Below are 15,142 nucleotides of genomic sequence, written 5' to 3' on the forward strand. Positions count from 1 at the left end.
AGTCGGACGATCGGCAGCATAAGTCAAGAGGCCGGCAAACGGGGAACGGCAAGACGCGCTTCGAGTGCAGCGCCTATCGCCAACACATGCTCATCGGCAAAGCGACGTCCGACGATCTGCAGCCCGACCGGCATGCCATTTGCAGCGGGGCCGACCGGCAGTGAAAGCGCGGGCAGTTGTGGCAACATGTTGAAAGGGCAGGTCATGTCGAGCCCGGCGAAACGGCCGTCTGCGCCGGTGCCGACATAGTCATCGTCGCATTCGCTGGCGAGCGGCGCGGTGATCGCGCAGGTGGGGCAGAGCAGCGCGTCGTAGCTCTCGAACAGCTTTGCCATATCGCGCCACATTGCTGTGCGTAGCAGTTCGACGCGCTTGTAGGCGGTGGCATTCATCGACAAGCCGCGCTCGATCATCGCTACAACGGCGGGGTCCATTTTCTCCCGGTATTCGGCGATCGTCTCGCCGAAGAAGCCAGACATGAAAACGCACCAGAGATCGAACCATTCGTCGTTGACCGAGCGCGTCCAATGCATCGGGACTTCATCGACGATGGCGCCGGCTCGGCGCAGTTCTTCGACCGCGGCCCGTATCGCCTGTTCGACTTCGGGTTGGATGCGGTAATAGCCGAGGTCCATTGAGAGTGCGAAACGCTTGTCTTCCAACTGGCCGTCTCGTGCCGCATGTGACACGAAACCGATCGGCAGCGAGGTGATGTCCTCGTCGCTCGGACCGCAGGCCGCTTCCATGAAGGCGATGGCATCGTCCACCGTGCGGGCCAGCGGCCCGAAATGCGAGATATTGTCGAAGACGCTAGGCAGGATCGTCATCGGAATTCGTCCGAGGCTTGGCTTGAGACCGACCGTGCCGCAGAACGCGGATGGAATGCGTACAGAGCCGCCCATGTCCGTCCCTTCTGCGAAGGGCACGACGCCGGTCGCGACCGCCACGGCTGAGCCGCCAGAGGAGCCACCGGAGGTATGCTCCGGATTCCATGGGTTGCGGGTCACACCCCAGCGCGGGCTCGCGGTGAAGCTCGCAAAGGCAAACTCCGGCGTCGTCGTCTTTCCCATCAGAATGGCACCTGCGGCTTGCAAGCGGCGGATGCAGAGTGCTGTTTCGGCGGGCACCCAATCGCCCTTTGTCCAGGAGCCCAACGTTGTCAGATCGCCCACCGTCGGCGTTAGATCTTTGGCTGCAAACGGTACACCGTGCAGCGGGCCTGTCGCTTCGCCGCCGACGACCGAGCGATCCGCCTCTCGGGCCGTTTCGAGCGCCTGCTCCTCGCGGAGAATGGTGAATGGGTTCAGCGTTTCGCACACCGCCTTGGCGCGGCGGATCGATTCCGCCACGACGCTTTCGGAGGTGAACCGGCCCTGGCGGATGCCCGTTGCGATCGCGGCCGCGGGAAGGTCCAACGGGTGCGGCATGTCGGTTTCCAGTGGCTTGCTCATCGTGTCTTCTGCCAGCGTGAAGGAGTGCTTGCTGTCTTATGCGGCTTTTCGATCACCAGGACTACTAATGAATTCCGTTTCGAGATGCCCGGATTGCCGTTCTCGGTCCTTTAATTCGGCATTGCACATTGGATTCTTGAATTTCGGAAACTCGCTGCGTCGAGTGACGTTATCTCGCTGGGACGGGCGGTGTCCCTGTGGATGAGGCTGCGCCGATGACGAACAAAGGGACTGGCAGCGATTATTTGCCCGACGGCATCAGGGACCATCGGGCCTTTCAGCGGCGTGTCTGGATTGTTCAGCGCGCCGCCTGGTTTGTCTTCGGCATCATTCTCATAAGCTGCCTCTTCGGCGCTCTGGGAAAGGGCGGATATCTTTCCCGCGCCCTGATGGAGACGCCACAAGGAACAGTCGACTACCCAGCCATTTCGCGATGGAATGCGCCGGACGAGATTCATATTCGGTTCGGACCCGGCGATGCTGATCGCGTCTTCATAGCCGATGCGGCGTTCCTGAAGGGCTTCTTCGTCGAGGGCATCGATCCGCCTCCAAAGGCGGTGACGCCAAAAGCCGGCTTGATCCATTATCAGTTTCCCGGGAACCCGGGCCTACCAGTCGATGTCAGGTTCCGCCTCCACACCCAGTCGCCGGGCTTTCATCGAATTCGTCTCGGTATCGGCGATCACGTTTCGGCACTGCTTGTCTTGATCCTTCCGTGAGGAGAACTCGATATGGAAAGCGTTATTCGTGGCCTCGCCATCTATTTTGCCCTCCTTGTCATCATACGCCTCTCGGGCCGTCGGACGCTCGCGCAGATGACACCGTTCGATCTCGTGATTCTGTTGGTGATCTCCGAGACGACGCAGCAGGCGATGCTCGGCGACGATTTTTCGATAACCAATGCGATGGTGCTGATCCTGACCCTGTTTCTCGCGGATATCCTGCTCTCCTACCTCAAGAGCTGGTCGCCGCTTGCGGGCAAGGTCATCGACGGCGTTCCGACCATTCTGATTACGAATGGGGTTGCAGACCAGGAGGCCTTGCGCGGCTGCAGGCTGCAGATCGAAGATGTGCTCGAGGCCGCGCGTAATCAACAGGGTGTCGAAAGCGTCAAGGACATCCGCTTCGCTATCCTCGAGGTGAGCGGCGCCATCAGCATCATCAAAAATCAATGAGTGCTGAGCCGCGTTCGAAGGCCAGCTTACGGAATCGCAAAGATGCTGATTTCGTTGGCGATGCCGCGAAGCGTGACTTTTTGCGACATCGGATTGAGGCCGCGATCCGTCAGAAGGCTGAAGGCGCGCGGGTCGCCCAGCACCGAGCCGGTTGCGAAGATTTCGCGCGATGTGGCCAGATGCTGGACGCGCGAGGCGATGTTCACCGTCTGCCCGAAGTAATCCTGCCGTTCGTTCAGGTTCACGGCGATGCATGGTCCTTCGTGGATGCCGATCTTCAGAAGCAGATCGTCACTGCCGCGTTCCTGGTTGAGCTTGCGCATCGCCTCGCGCATCCGCATGGCTGCGACGACGGCGCGGTCGGGGGTCGGGAAGGTGGCCATCACCGCGTCGCCAATCGTTTTCACAACAGCGCCCGCTTCCGCGCCGACGATGTCGTTGAGAATGCTGAAATGCGTTTTCACGAGGTCGAATGCTGCTAGGTCGCCCACCCTTTCGTAAAGTTCGGTCGAGCCCCGCAGATCGGTGAAGAGGAAGGTCAGGCTGGTGATCTTCAACCGCTGATCCACTTCTATCGTGTCGGTGCGATAGATGTCGCGGAAGGTCTGGTTGGAGAGCAGGCGCTTGGCAGTCAGGAACGGGCGGCGGCGGCCGAGCAAACCATGCAGGGCCTCGTTCGCTATGCAAACAGACGGCAAGGTGCGAACCTCGGTATGGTTCTCCACCGAAATACGCACCGGACCGGGCCTCAGCTCGAGGGGCTCGCTATGCCGGTGCGCGCGATCGAACACCAGCGAGAGACTCTGCCGCTCTTTGGTTGGTTCGCCTTTGATATCCAGGAACTGCGCCGCATGGGTGACCGGTTCGAAGATGATCACGAAATCCGCAGGGAGCTGCAGGGAAATGACGGCTTTCTCGCCGGGCGGCAGTTCAAGGCACTCAAGGATGAATTCATCGACCTTTGCCCCAAAATCCTCCTCCGGCAGGTCGACCCCTGAACTCCAGTATATCTGACGGAAATATTCCAATGGCGGCAGTTCGTGCGGATTGTGGGCGGCAATGCGGCGCACGCGCGGGCTGACGGTGAAGGTGACTTCGACCATCTCGTCCAGTGTCGGCTCGTAGCCCGCCGCACAGAGTGCACAGCTGTATTCGTCGCTCTGGACGGTCCTCAGCGAGGTATTGGCGTCGAGCACCCCGCCACAGCCGGGACACAGCACGTTCCATGATAGGTCGAATATGCCGAGGCGGGAGGCGTGCAGGAAGGCGTTGACCACCTGTTCCTCGCCGAGGGTTTCGCTGGCTGCAAAAGCAAGCGCATTGACACGGCAAAGCTTGCGGTCGGGGGCGTCACGGACGAGCCGCTCGATAGCGTCGACTATTTCCGGCTGCGCAGACTGGCGCAACTGTGCGAATAAAGACTGAGCTTCACTCATGACAAGCACCTTACACCGAATCCGATGCGCGATCAGCGGATTTTCTCGAAGCGGCTGAGATTGTCCCGCGGGTCTTTCCGTTTCAATTGAAGCGCCACCTTGTCACCCACCTTCAAACTCGCTAAGAGACGCCGCAACTTGGGCCCTTGGGTGCAAGGCTTTAGAAGGGTTCCAGAGACTCCCGATCCGAGCCCTTCGGCCATGCTGTTTTCAGGGCTTCGTCATGCCGGGTCTGGCTTTCGTCTCTCCCGGCGTTTGCTGTGGTAGAGGCTTATGGCACGCATCGTAATGAAATTCGGCGGGACATCCGTCGCTGATCTGGACCGCATCAAGAACGTTGCCCGCCATGTGAAACGTGAAGTCGACGCCGGCCACGAAGTGGCTGTGGTCGTATCGGCGATGTCCGGCAAGACCAACGAACTAGTCGGCTGGGTGCAGGGGGCGCCGAAAGTGGTCGGTGCCAACTCGCCTTTCTACGATGCGCGCGAGTATGACGCGGTCGTCGCCTCCGGCGAGCAGGTGACCTCCGGGCTGCTCTCGATCGCTCTGCAGGCCATGGACATCAATGCGCGCTCCTGGCAGGGCTGGCAGATCCCGATCCGTACGGACAATGCGCATGGCGCTGCCCGCATCCTCGAAATCGACGGCGCCGACATCATCAAGCGCATGGGCGAGGGCCAAGTCGCCGTCATCGCCGGTTTCCAGGGTCTTGGGCCGGACAACCGGATCGCGACGCTTGGCCGCGGCGGCTCAGATACTTCGGCGGTGGCGATCGCGGCTGCTGTCAAAGCCGATCGCTGCGATATCTATACCGATGTCGACGGCGTCTATACGACCGATCCGCGCATCGTGCCGCAGGCGCGCCGCTTGAAGAAGATCGCCTTCGAGGAAATGCTCGAAATGGCCTCGCTCGGCGCCAAGGTGCTGCAGGTCCGCTCGGTCGAGCTTGCCATGGTACACAAGGTCCGTACCTTTGTGCGCTCCTCTTTCGAAGATCCCGATGCTCCGGGCATGGGTGATCTGTTGAATCCGCCCGGAACGCTGATTTGTGACGAGGATGAAATCGTGGAACAGGAAGTAGTCACCGGCATCGCCTATGCCAAGGATGAAGCTCAGATATCGCTTCGCCGTCTAGCCGACCGGCCGGGCGTTTCTGCCGCGATCTTCGGGCCGCTGGCCGAGAGCCATATCAACGTCGACATGATCGTCCAGAACATCTCTGAGGACGGCTCGAAGACCGACATGACCTTCACCGTGCCTTCGGGCGACGTCGAGAAGGCGATCAAGGTGCTCGGCGAGAACAAGGAAAAGATCGGCTACGATGTCGTGCAGAACGAATCGGGTCTCGTGAAAGTGTCGGTCATCGGCATCGGCATGCGTTCGCATGCCGGCGTTGCGGCCACCGCATTCAAGGCTCTCGCCGAGAAGGGGATCAACATCAAGGCGATCACGACGTCGGAAATCAAGATTTCCATCCTGATCGACGGCCCTTATGCGGAACTCGCTGTCAGGACTTTGCATTCCTGCTACGGTCTGGATAAGAACTGATTCCCAGCAGCCTGCCGCGCGTGTAAGTTGAGAAGTCACGCGGCGCCTGCCGGGTTACTTTACTTTTGTTATTGGAGCTTGAGACGCCATGAGAGACCTATCCGGCGGTCCGCGCGTACTGCTCAAGCGGCTGCGCGAATTGATGGCGGAGCCGCTGGAGCCGCAGGAGCGTCTCGACAGGATCGTTCGGCAGATCGCCAGCAACATGGTGGCGGAGGTCTGCTCCGTCTACGTGCTGCGCTCAGACGGCGTTCTCGAGCTCTATGCGACCGAAGGTCTGAATAAAGAGGCTGTCCACCTCTCGCAGCTGAAGATGGGGCAAGGTCTCGTTGGTACGATCGCTGCTTCGGCGCAGCCGCTCAACCTTTCCGACGCACAGTCTCACCCTGCTTTCCGTTATCTTCCGGAAACGGGCGAAGAAATCTACCATTCCTTCCTCGGTGTGCCGATCCTTCGCACCGGCCGTTCGCTCGGCGTTCTCGTCGTGCAGAACAAGGCGAGTCGCACCTACCGCGAGGAAGAGCTGGAAGCCTTGGAAACGACGGCGATGGTGCTCGCCGAGATGATCGCCACCGGCGAGCTTAAGCAGATCACCAAGCCTGGCCTCGAACTCGACCTGACGCGTTCGGTCACGATCAATGGCGACACCTATAACGAAGGCATCGGGCTCGGCTACGTCGTGCTGCACGAGCCGCGCATCGTCGTCACCAATCTTCTCAATGAAGATTCGGAGAAGGAAATCCGCAGGCTGGCGGAGGCAATGGGGTCGCTTCGGATTTCGATCGACGACTTGCTGTCGAGCCGCGACGTGTCGATGGAGGGCGAGCATCGTGAGGTTTTGGAAACCTACCGCATGTTCGCGCATGACCAGGGCTGGGTACGCAAACTCGAAGAGGCGATCCGCAACGGTCTGACGGCGGAAGCTGCGGTCGAAAAAGTCCAGAGCGACACCAAGGCGCGCATGATACGCCTGACGGATCCTTATCTCCGCGAGCGCATGCATGACTTCGAAGACTTAGCGAACCGCCTTTTGCGGCAACTGACCGGCTATAGCGGCCACACATCGGGTGATGGTTTCCCGAACGATGCGATCATCCTCGCGCGCGCCATGGGCGCTGCCGAACTGCTCGACTACCCGCGCGCAAATGTGCGCGGCTTGGTGCTCGAGGAAGGTGCCGTCACCAGCCACGTCGTCATCGTCGCCCGTGCCATGGGCATTCCGGTGATCGGCCAGGCGGCCGGCGTTGTGGCGCTTGCCGAAAACGGCGATGCCGTGATCATCGATGGCGACGGCGGCCATGTGCATCTGAGGCCAATGCCGGAGCATCAGAGGTCTTACGAGGAAAAAGTCAGGTTCCGCGCGCGCCGACAGGAGCAGTTCCGGGCGCTGCGCTCCGTCGAGCCGCTGACGAAGGACGGGCAGCGGATTTCGCTGCTGATGAATGCCGGGCTTTTGGTCGATCTGCCGCAGCTTGCGGAATCGGGTGCCGAAGGCATTGGCCTCTTCCGCACCGAGTTGCAGTTCATGATCGCTTCCACGTTGCCGAAGGCCGACGAGCAAGAAACCTTCTATCGCAATGTGCTGAAGCAGGCGGCCGGCCGCGTCGTTACCTTCCGCACGCTCGATATCGGCGGCGACAAGGTTGTGCCCTATTTCCGCGGCCACGAGGAGGAGAATCCGGCGCTCGGTTGGCGCGCCATTCGCCTGTCGCTCGACCGGCCGGGGCTCTTGCGCACGCAGCTTCGCGCCATGCTGAAGGCGGCGGCTGGTGCCGAGCTGAAGCTCATGGTGCCGATGGTGACCGAGGTTTCCGAGATCGCCGCCGTTCGCGAACTCCTTCAGAAGGAAGTGCAGCACCTTTCCCGCTTCGGCCACGGCCTGCCGCGCAAGCTGCAGTTCGGTGCGATGCTGGAGGTGCCGGCGCTTCTCTGGCAACTCGACGAACTGATGGCGGCGGTCGATTTCGTCTCGGTCGGTTCAAACGATCTCTTCCAGTTTGCTTTGGCGGTCGATCGCGGCAATGCGCGCGTTTCCGACCGTTTCGATACACTGGGCAAGCCGTTTCTCAGGCTCTTGCGCGACATCGTGCGAGCCGGCGAACGCAACAACACGCCGGTGACATTGTGCGGTGAGCTTGCCGGAAAGTCGATCTCGGCGATGGCGCTGATCGGCATCGGGTTCCGCTCTGTATCGATGTCTCCGGCCTCGATCGGGCCTGTGAAGGCTATGCTCCTCGGCCTCGACGCAGCGGCTCTGGCAAAGGTCATGAACGACGCGCTGGACGATATCCACGCGACGACCCCGATACGCGAGGTGCTTGCCCACTTCGCCGAGAGCCACAATATTCCCCTTTAGCGAACTATAAGAAGAATCGGAGTCAAGGGTGGCAAAGCTTCCCGTTGAAAAGATGCGCGAGCTGGAACGCCGCTTCGGCGAAATCGAAGCGCGCATGTCGGCTGGTCCATCGGCAGACGTCTACGTGAAGCTTGCCTCCGAATACTCCGAGCTTCAGCCGGTCGTCACCAAGATCCGCGCCTATGAAAAGGCTGAAGCCGAACTTTCCGATCTCGAAGCGTTGCTCGAGGATAAGTCCGTCGACCGCGAGATGCGCGATCTCGCGGAGCAGGAATTGCCGGAGGTGAAGGAGCGCATCGAGGCGCTGGAGCAGGAAATCCAAATCCTGCTGCTGCCGAAGGATGCCGCAGACGAAAAGAGCGCGATCCTTGAAATCCGCGCAGGTACGGGAGGCTCGGAAGCCGCACTGTTTGCAGGCGACCTTTTCCGCATGTATGAACGTTTCGCTGCGGCGAACGGCTGGAAGGTCGAGATGCTTTCCGCAAGCGAGGGCGAAGCCGGCGGCTACAAGGAAATCATCGCCACGATCACGGGCAAGGGTGTCTTCGCCAAGCTGAAGTTCGAGTCCGGAGTGCACCGCGTGCAGCGCGTGCCGGAAACGGAAGCGGGCGGCCGCATCCATACGTCGGCAGCAACGGTTGCCGTGCTGCCGGAAGCCGAAGAAATCGACATCGAAATCCGGCCGGAGGACATCCGTATCGATACGATGCGATCATCCGGCGCGGGCGGCCAGCACGTCAACACCACGGATTCGGCGGTGCGTATCACGCATCTGCCGACGGGCATCGTCGTCACCAGTTCGGAAAAGTCGCAGCACCAGAACCGGGCCAAGGCAATGCAGGTCCTGCGTTCTCGGCTCTATGATGCCGAACGGCAAAGGGCCGATAGTGAACGTTCTGCCGATCGCAAGAGCCAGGTCGGATCCGGCGATCGCTCGGAGCGGATACGAACCTACAATTTTCCGCAGGGACGCATTACCGATCATCGAATCAACCTGACGCTCTACAAGCTGGACCGGATGATGGAAGGCGAGATCGATGAAGTGGTGAATGCCCTGCTTTCCGATTATCAGGCAAGCCAACTGGCGCAGCTTGGCGAGCAGCAATGACCGGAGCGCGGCCGACGGTTTCCAAAGTTCTCGCGGAAGTCCGCCGCCGCTTCACCGAAGCCGGTATCGCCGATGCCGCAACAGATGCAAGATTGCTTGTTGCCGGATTGCTGAAGCTCTCACCGACCGAAATGCTATCACGTAGTAATGAGCCTCTTGCTGCGGATAAGGAGGCGCTGATACAGGCGGCTGTGGAACGGCGGCTAGCGCATGAGCCGGTCCACCGCATTCTTGGCGAACGGGAATTTTATGGTTTGCCGCTTTCGCTTTCCGCCGAGACGCTGGAGCCGCGGCCGGACACGGAAACTCTCGTCGATGCGGTACTTCCTTATTTAAGAACCCTTGCAAAGACTGAGGAGCATCTCCATATCCTTGACCTAGGAACCGGAACCGGGGCGATATGCCTTGCGCTGTTGCGCGAATGTCCGGAAGCGTCGGGTATCGGAAGCGATGTATCGGTAGATGCCCTTAGGACGGCTGAATCGAACGCTGCAAGAAACGGATTGAAAGAACGGTTTGAGACTGTGCAATCCAGCTGGTTTCAAAACATTCACGGCATGTTTCACGCAATCGTCTCAAATCCGCCCTATATTGCTTCCAATGTCATTGACAATCTCGCTCCTGAAGTGACGAAATTTGATCCGGCGGCAGCTCTGGATGGTGGCCCGGATGGGCTTGACGCATACAAAGCAATAGCCAAGGATGCTGCGAGGTTCGTGCAGCCAAACGGCGTCATAGGACTGGAAATCGGCTACGACCAGCGGAATGACGTGACGGCGGTCTTCGAGGCGGCGGGCTTCAGATGTGTCGAATCCGTAAAGGATTATGGCCAGAACGACCGGGTGCTTGTGTTCGCACTCAGCGCCTGAGCGACAAATTGCAGCATTGAACAGGACATTACTGCCATTGCGAAGAAAAGGCTTGGATTTCCCGGGGAAGCGATATAGGTTGCCCTCACGCGTTGGGCAGTCAGGAAGGAACGTCGATTCGTTCGGTACTTGGTCGGCCTCGGGGGTCCATTCTTTTAAACGAGAGTTTCAAAGGTTGAACACGACCCAATGCGTGAATCAGTCAATATGACTTGAGAACAAGCGGCAAGTCGGCGCGAAGGCGCATTTTGCTTGCGGCACGAAGGCCCTGAGCCGGTTTACCGGCCACGGTGGTTGGTGCCATCACTCCACACAAACACAGAATTCAGGTGAACGATCTATGAGGCCAGGACAGCAGAACAAGCGCGGTCGAGGGCGTGGCAGTAACAATAACAGCGGCGGAAATAACAACAACAATTTCAACCGCAAGGGTGGCAATCCGCTGACGCGGACCTACGACAGCTCCGGCCCCGACGTGAAGATCCGCGGTACGGCCCAGCATATTGCGGAAAAGTACTCGCAGCTTGCCCGCGATGCCCAGAGCTCCGGTGACCGCGTCATAGCCGAGAACTACCTACAGCACGCAGAGCACTATTACCGCATCATTGCGGCTGCCCAGACGCAGATGCAGGAACGTTTCCAGCGCGACGATCGGAACGAATATACCGACCGCGAAGGTGGCGAGCGCGATGGCGACGAACTGGATTCTGCAGACAGTGATGATGCCGTCGTCGTTCAGCCGCCGCGCGAGCAAGATCGTCGCGAACAGCGCGCAGATCGTCGCGAACACCGCGCAGAAGCTCCGACTTCCCTACCGGCCCCGGCTCAGGAAACCAACGACGGAACCGGCCCCCAGCCGGACATCGAAGGCATTCCCGCCGAAGTTTCCATGGAGGAAGAAGGCGGCCAGCAGCAGGAGCGTCAGCCGCGCCGCCGCAACGCCGGCAACCGTCCGCGCCGCCCCCGCCGCGCTGAAGGCGAGGGCGAGGCTTCCACCGAAGCACCGGCTTTGGCCGAAGCGGCTACCGAATAAGGCCCCGTCTCCGGCTCACATGAAAATTGTTACGACAGAGCCGGCGAGCACGATTGCCATCACAATATTCAAGGCGCGCGCAATGCGCGCGTCTTGAAGCAGTTTCTGCAGCAATGCGCCCGCCATCAACCAGGCGAGACCACTCGGGAAGGCTGCTACAAAAAATAGAACTGCAAAGGTTGCGGCCAAGCCGAAAGCGCTCCCTGGAGATGCGCCGGAGTAGGCGGCAACCCCACTTACGGCGATCAGCCAGCCCTTCGGATTCATCCATTGAAAAGCCGCAGCTTGCAGAAACCCCACGGCTTTCGCGTCACCTTTCACCTGCGCCACGTCCGCCATCGCGATCTTCCAGGCTAGCCAAAACAAAAAGGCAGCGCCGATCAGATTCATGATCGTCAACGTAAGTGGATAAAGCAGAAACAGCTGCGCAAGGCCGAGGCCCGCACAGAAGAATAGAGACGACATTCCCAAGGTAGCGCCGAGCACGCAGGGCAGGCCGCGTGTCAAACCCACGAGCGAGCCGGTGGCCATGATCATGACGTTGCTGGGGCCGGGTGTGATGGCGCCAACAATCGAGAAGGTCAGAAATGCAATAATTTGCTCGGCGGTCATCGCAGGCCCGCTGTTTTGGAAGCTGCTATAGGCATACCAGCAGCGCTACAATCGGGTCTTGAACGTTTGTGCCGTCAGGCCGCGCCGCGCGTTCGCAGAGAATTCTTCGGCGCGGGTTTCATGGTTCCAGGCTCTTTAAACTCGCGAAAATCCATCCCATATTCTTCCCCGAATGCTTCGTTCAATTTCTAAAAAGGATGAAGCGACGGCTCGCCTTTTGAGGGAGCTCAATCTCAATCATCGGTCTGTGCCTTATACGGGCAGGGCGATCCATGGAGGTAGAATATGAATATCGAAAAGTATTCCGAGCGGGTACGCGGTTTTGTTCAGTCCGCCCAGACCTATGCCTTGGCACAGGGTCATCAGCAATTCACGCCGGAACATGTGCTCAAGGTCCTGCTTGACGACGATCAAGGCATGGCCGCTTCGCTGATCGAACGCGCCGGCGGCGATGCCAAGGCCGCGCGGCTTGCGAACGATGCAGCGCTTGCAAAGCTGCCGAAGATTTCCGGCGGCAACGGCAACATCTATCTCGCCCAGCCGCTCGCTAGAGTTTTTTCTACGGCTGAAGAGGCCGCCAAGAAAGCCGGCGACAGCTTTGTCACCGTCGAGCGCTTGCTGCAGGCCTTGGCGATCGAGACTTCCGCTTCAACCTCAGCGACGCTGAAGAACGCTGGCGTGACGGCGCAGATCCTCAATCAGGTGATCAACGACATTCGAAAAGGGCGCACGGCGGACTCCGCCAATGCGGAACAAGGCTTCGATTCCCTGAAGAAATACGCCCGCGATCTGACCAGCGAGGCCCGCGAGGGGAAGCTCGATCCGGTGATCGGCCGCGACGACGAGATCCGGCGCACCATCCAGGTCCTCTCCCGCCGCACCAAGAACAACCCGGTGCTCATCGGTGAGCCCGGTGTCGGCAAGACGGCAATCGTTGAGGGCCTGGCACTGCGCATCGTCAACGGTGACGTGCCGGAGTCGCTCAAGGACAAGAAGCTGATGGCGCTCGACATGGGCGCGCTGATTGCGGGTGCAAAGTATCGCGGCGAATTCGAAGAGCGGCTGAAAGCCGTGCTCAACGAGGTGCAATCGGAGAACGGCGAGATCATTCTCTTCATCGACGAAATGCACACCCTGGTCGGTGCCGGCAAGGCGGACGGGGCGATGGATGCCTCCAACCTGCTGAAACCTGCGCTTGCCCGCGGCGAGCTGCATTGCGTCGGCGCAACCACGCTCGACGAATATCGCAAACATGTCGAGAAGGACGCGGCGCTTGCTCGACGCTTCCAGCCCGTCATGGTCGAGGAGCCGACGGTCGAGGACACGATTTCGATCCTGCGCGGCCTCAAGGAAAAATACGAGCAGCACCACAAGGTCCGCATTTCGGACTCGTCGCTGGTGGCGGCGGCGACGCTGTCGAACCGCTACATCACCGACCGGTTCCTGCCCGACAAGGCGATCGACCTGATGGACGAGGCGGCCGCGCGGCTGCGCATGCAGGTGGATTCGAAGCCCGAAGAGCTCGACGAGTTCGACCGCCGCATCATGCAGCTGAAAATCGAGCGTGAGGCGTTGAAGAAGGAAACGGATGCGGCTTCCGCCGACCGTCTGACGCGGCTCGATGCCGAACTGACGGACCTAGAGGAGAAGGCCAACGCGCTGACGGCCCGCTGGCAATCGGAAAAGCAGAAGCTCGGCCTTGCCGCCGATCTTAAGAAGAAGCTCGACGACGCCCGCAATGAACTGGCAATCGCCCAGCGCAAGGGTGAATTCCAGCGCGCCGGCGAATTGACCTATGGCGTTATTCCGGAGCTTGAGAAGCAACTGGCCGATGCGGAAAGCCAGGATGGCGACCGTAGCGCGATGGTGCAGGAGGTCGTGACCGCGGACAATATCGCCCAGGTCGTTTCCCGCTGGACCGGCATTCCGGTCGACAAGATGCTCGAAGGTGAACGCGAGAAGCTGCTCAGGATGGAAGACGAACTGGCGACTTCTGTCATAGGCCAGGGCGACGCGGTGCAAGCCGTGTCGCGTGCCGTTCGCCGCGCGCGCGCCGGGCTGCAGGACCCGAACCGGCCGATCGGCTCGTTCATCTTCTTGGGTCCCACCGGCGTCGGCAAGACGGAGCTTACCAAGGCGCTCGCCCGCTTCCTCTTCGATGACGAGACGGCGATGGTGCGCATGGACATGTCGGAATACATGGAAAAGCACTCTGTGGCCCGGCTGATCGGCGCCCCTCCCGGCTATGTCGGCTACGAGGAAGGCGGCGCATTGACGGAAGCCGTCCGCCGCCGGCCCTATCAGGTCGTGCTCTTCGACGAGATCGAGAAGGCGCATCACGACGTCTTCAACATCCTGCTGCAGGTGCTGGATGACGGACGGCTGACGGACGGCCAGGGGCGCACGGTCGACTTCCGCAATACGATGATCATCATGACCTCGAACCTCGGTGCCGAATACCTCACCCAACTGGGCGAGGGCCAGGACAGCCACACGGTTCGCGAACAGGTGATGGACGTCGTGCGCGTCAATTTCCGGCCGGAATTCCTGAACCGCATCGATGAAATCATCCTCTTCCATCGCCTGAAGCGCGATGAGATGGGCGCAATCGTCGATATCCAGCTGAAACGGCTTGTGGCACTGCTGGCCGAGCGCAAGATCGCGATCGAGCTCGACGACGATGCCCGCAATTGGCTTGCCAACAAAGGTTACGATCCGGCCTATGGCGCGCGGCCGTTGAAGCGGGTGATCCAGAAATATGTCCAGGATCCGCTCGCAGAGCAGATTCTCTCCGGCCAGGTGCCGGACGGATCGACGGTGAAGGTCACCAGCGGTTCCGACCGCTTGCTGTTCCGCCTGGGTAGTTCCGCTGTCAGCGAAGCAGCGTAAAGACCGGCACCCGGAAGGGGAATGGCGGCTCCGGCCGCCATTTTTGTCTGGCCTACTTGCTGGCGACCTGGTCGACCGGCTGGTTGTCCAGAAGCGTATCGATGCGTTTGCGCTCGTCCTGGAATTTCGCCAGTGCTTCGCCGTTGAGCGACTTGCCGCCCGGCAGGCGGATGCGAAGCGGATCGACCTTGGTGCCGTTGACGATCATCTCGTAGTGCAGATGCGGTCCGGTGGATTCGCCGGTGGTGCCGACCCAGCCGATCACCTGGCCCTGACGAACCTTGGCTCCGGGCACAATGCCTTTGGCAATGGCGCTCTGGTGGTTATAAGAGGACTCGTATCCATTGGCGTGGCGGACGATCGTCTGATTGCCGTAGCCGCCGGAATCCCAGCCCGCCTTTTCCACCGTGCCGTTGCCGGTCGCGATGATTGGTGTGCCCCGGGGAGCAGCCCAATCCACACCGGTATGCATACGGGCAAAGCCAAGGATCGGGTGGCGGCGCATGCCGAAACCGGACTTGAAGATGCCGTTCGGCACTGGGTTGCGCAGCAGGAACTGGCGGATGCTCTTGCCATCCTGATCGAAGTAGTCGACGTTTCCGTCTGCATCCTGGAAGCGGTAGAAGCGTGTCACCGTATCGCCAAAACGGGCATTGACGTAAAGC

Annotated in this window: 12 protein-coding genes (1 of these 12 only partly in view); 8 read left to right on the forward strand and 4 right to left on the reverse strand. The window is 60.3% G+C overall.

Features of this window, described 5'->3' with window-relative positions:
• Positions 1-23: 23 nt before the first annotated feature.
• Positions 24-1,451: an amidase gene (locus tag ACZ9BX_RS18065; protein WP_476219336.1), complete on the reverse strand. Its 1,428-nt coding sequence runs from the start codon at positions 1,449-1,451 to the stop codon at positions 24-26.
• Between the two features lie 215 nt (positions 1,452-1,666).
• On the opposite strand from ACZ9BX_RS18065, the gene ACZ9BX_RS18070 reads away from it, so the two are divergent.
• Positions 1,667-2,170: a hypothetical protein gene (locus ACZ9BX_RS18070; protein ID WP_132567914.1), complete on the forward strand. Its 504-nt coding sequence runs from the start codon at positions 1,667-1,669 to the stop codon at positions 2,168-2,170.
• A gap of 12 nt (positions 2,171-2,182) precedes the next feature.
• Positions 2,183-2,626 carry a DUF421 domain-containing protein gene (locus ACZ9BX_RS18075; protein WP_476219337.1) on the forward strand — a complete coding sequence of 148 codons (444 nt, stop codon included), beginning with the start codon at positions 2,183-2,185 and terminating at the stop codon, positions 2,624-2,626.
• Positions 2,627-2,652: 26 nt separating this feature from the next.
• On the opposite strand, the gene ACZ9BX_RS18080 is transcribed toward ACZ9BX_RS18075, so the two are convergent.
• Complete coding sequence (locus ACZ9BX_RS18080; protein ID WP_476219339.1) at positions 2,653-4,062, reverse strand: DUF5939 domain-containing protein; 1,410 nt, start codon at positions 4,060-4,062, stop codon at positions 2,653-2,655.
• Positions 4,063-4,335: 273 nt separating this feature from the next.
• Between ACZ9BX_RS18080 and ACZ9BX_RS18085 the strand changes: the two genes are divergently transcribed.
• The 5 genes from ACZ9BX_RS18085 to ACZ9BX_RS18105 all read left to right on the forward strand — a co-directional run bounded on the left by ACZ9BX_RS18085 (position 4,336) and on the right by ACZ9BX_RS18105 (position 10,976).
• A complete protein-coding gene (locus tag ACZ9BX_RS18085; protein ID WP_027512295.1) occupies positions 4,336-5,610 on the forward strand; it encodes an aspartate kinase in 1,275 nt (424 codons plus the stop codon).
• Positions 5,611-5,698: 88 nt separating this feature from the next.
• Positions 5,699-7,966 (forward strand): phosphoenolpyruvate--protein phosphotransferase, encoded by a 2,268-nt coding sequence (gene ptsP, locus ACZ9BX_RS18090; RefSeq protein WP_476219341.1) that lies wholly within the window; start codon positions 5,699-5,701, stop codon positions 7,964-7,966.
• Positions 7,967-7,994: 28 nt separating this feature from the next.
• The gene (gene prfA, locus ACZ9BX_RS18095) at positions 7,995-9,074 is read left to right on the forward strand and encodes a peptide chain release factor 1 (RefSeq protein ID WP_476219342.1); all 1,080 of its coding nucleotides are present in this window, start codon (positions 7,995-7,997) and stop codon (positions 9,072-9,074) included.
• Positions 9,071-9,943 (forward strand): peptide chain release factor N(5)-glutamine methyltransferase, encoded by an 873-nt coding sequence (gene prmC, locus ACZ9BX_RS18100; protein WP_476219343.1) that lies wholly within the window; start codon positions 9,071-9,073, stop codon positions 9,941-9,943. Before prfA ends, prmC begins: the two co-directional genes overlap by 4 nt.
• Before the next feature lie 340 nt (positions 9,944-10,283).
• Positions 10,284-10,976, forward strand: a complete 693-nt coding sequence (locus ACZ9BX_RS18105) for a DUF4167 domain-containing protein (RefSeq protein WP_476219345.1) — start codon at positions 10,284-10,286, stop codon at positions 10,974-10,976.
• A gap of 15 nt (positions 10,977-10,991) precedes the next feature.
• Here ACZ9BX_RS18105 and ACZ9BX_RS18110 read toward each other — a convergent pair whose 3' ends face one another.
• Complete coding sequence (locus ACZ9BX_RS18110; protein WP_476219347.1) at positions 10,992-11,588, reverse strand: LysE family translocator; 597 nt, start codon at positions 11,586-11,588, stop codon at positions 10,992-10,994.
• Positions 11,589-11,873: 285 nt separating this feature from the next.
• Between ACZ9BX_RS18110 and clpB the strand changes: the two genes are divergently transcribed.
• Entirely contained in the window at positions 11,874-14,477 is a 2,604-nt protein-coding gene (gene clpB / locus ACZ9BX_RS18115; protein WP_476219349.1) for an ATP-dependent chaperone ClpB, read from the forward strand.
• Between the two features lie 52 nt (positions 14,478-14,529).
• On the opposite strand, the gene ACZ9BX_RS18120 is transcribed toward clpB, so the two are convergent.
• Positions 14,530-15,142 carry the final stretch of a M23 family metallopeptidase gene (locus ACZ9BX_RS18120; protein WP_476219351.1) on the reverse strand. The gene runs 1,319 nt beyond the window's last position, so 613 of the gene's 1,932 nt are visible here — the last part of the coding sequence; its start codon lies beyond the right edge, outside the window — the gene reads right to left on this strand; the stop codon is at positions 14,530-14,532.

The sequence above is a fragment of the Rhizobium sp. USDA 3886 genome (genome assembly GCF_056279785.1).

Excerpts from the sequence above, each read along its gene's own strand:
- ACZ9BX_RS18080 (WP_476219339.1), bottom strand. The coding sequence starts at position 4,062 with ATGAGTGAAGCTCAGTCTTTATTCGCACAGTTGCGCCAGTCTGCGCAG.
- ACZ9BX_RS18105 (WP_476219345.1), top strand. The coding sequence starts at position 10,284 with ATGAGGCCAGGACAGCAGAACAAGCGCGGTCGAGGGCGTGGCAGTAAC.
- prmC (WP_476219343.1), top strand. The coding sequence starts at position 9,071 with ATGACCGGAGCGCGGCCGACGGTTTCCAAAGTTCTCGCGGAAGTCCGC.
- ACZ9BX_RS18070 (WP_132567914.1), top strand. The coding sequence starts at position 1,667 with ATGACGAACAAAGGGACTGGCAGCGATTATTTGCCCGACGGCATCAGG.
- clpB (WP_476219349.1), top strand. The coding sequence starts at position 11,874 with ATGAATATCGAAAAGTATTCCGAGCGGGTACGCGGTTTTGTTCAGTCC.
- ptsP (WP_476219341.1), top strand. The coding sequence starts at position 5,699 with ATGAGAGACCTATCCGGCGGTCCGCGCGTACTGCTCAAGCGGCTGCGC.
- ACZ9BX_RS18110 (WP_476219347.1), bottom strand. The coding sequence starts at position 11,588 with ATGACCGCCGAGCAAATTATTGCATTTCTGACCTTCTCGATTGTTGGC.
- ACZ9BX_RS18065 (WP_476219336.1), bottom strand. The coding sequence starts at position 1,451 with ATGAGCAAGCCACTGGAAACCGACATGCCGCACCCGTTGGACCTTCCC.
- ACZ9BX_RS18085 (WP_027512295.1), top strand. The coding sequence starts at position 4,336 with ATGGCACGCATCGTAATGAAATTCGGCGGGACATCCGTCGCTGATCTG.
- ACZ9BX_RS18075 (WP_476219337.1), top strand. The coding sequence starts at position 2,183 with ATGGAAAGCGTTATTCGTGGCCTCGCCATCTATTTTGCCCTCCTTGTC.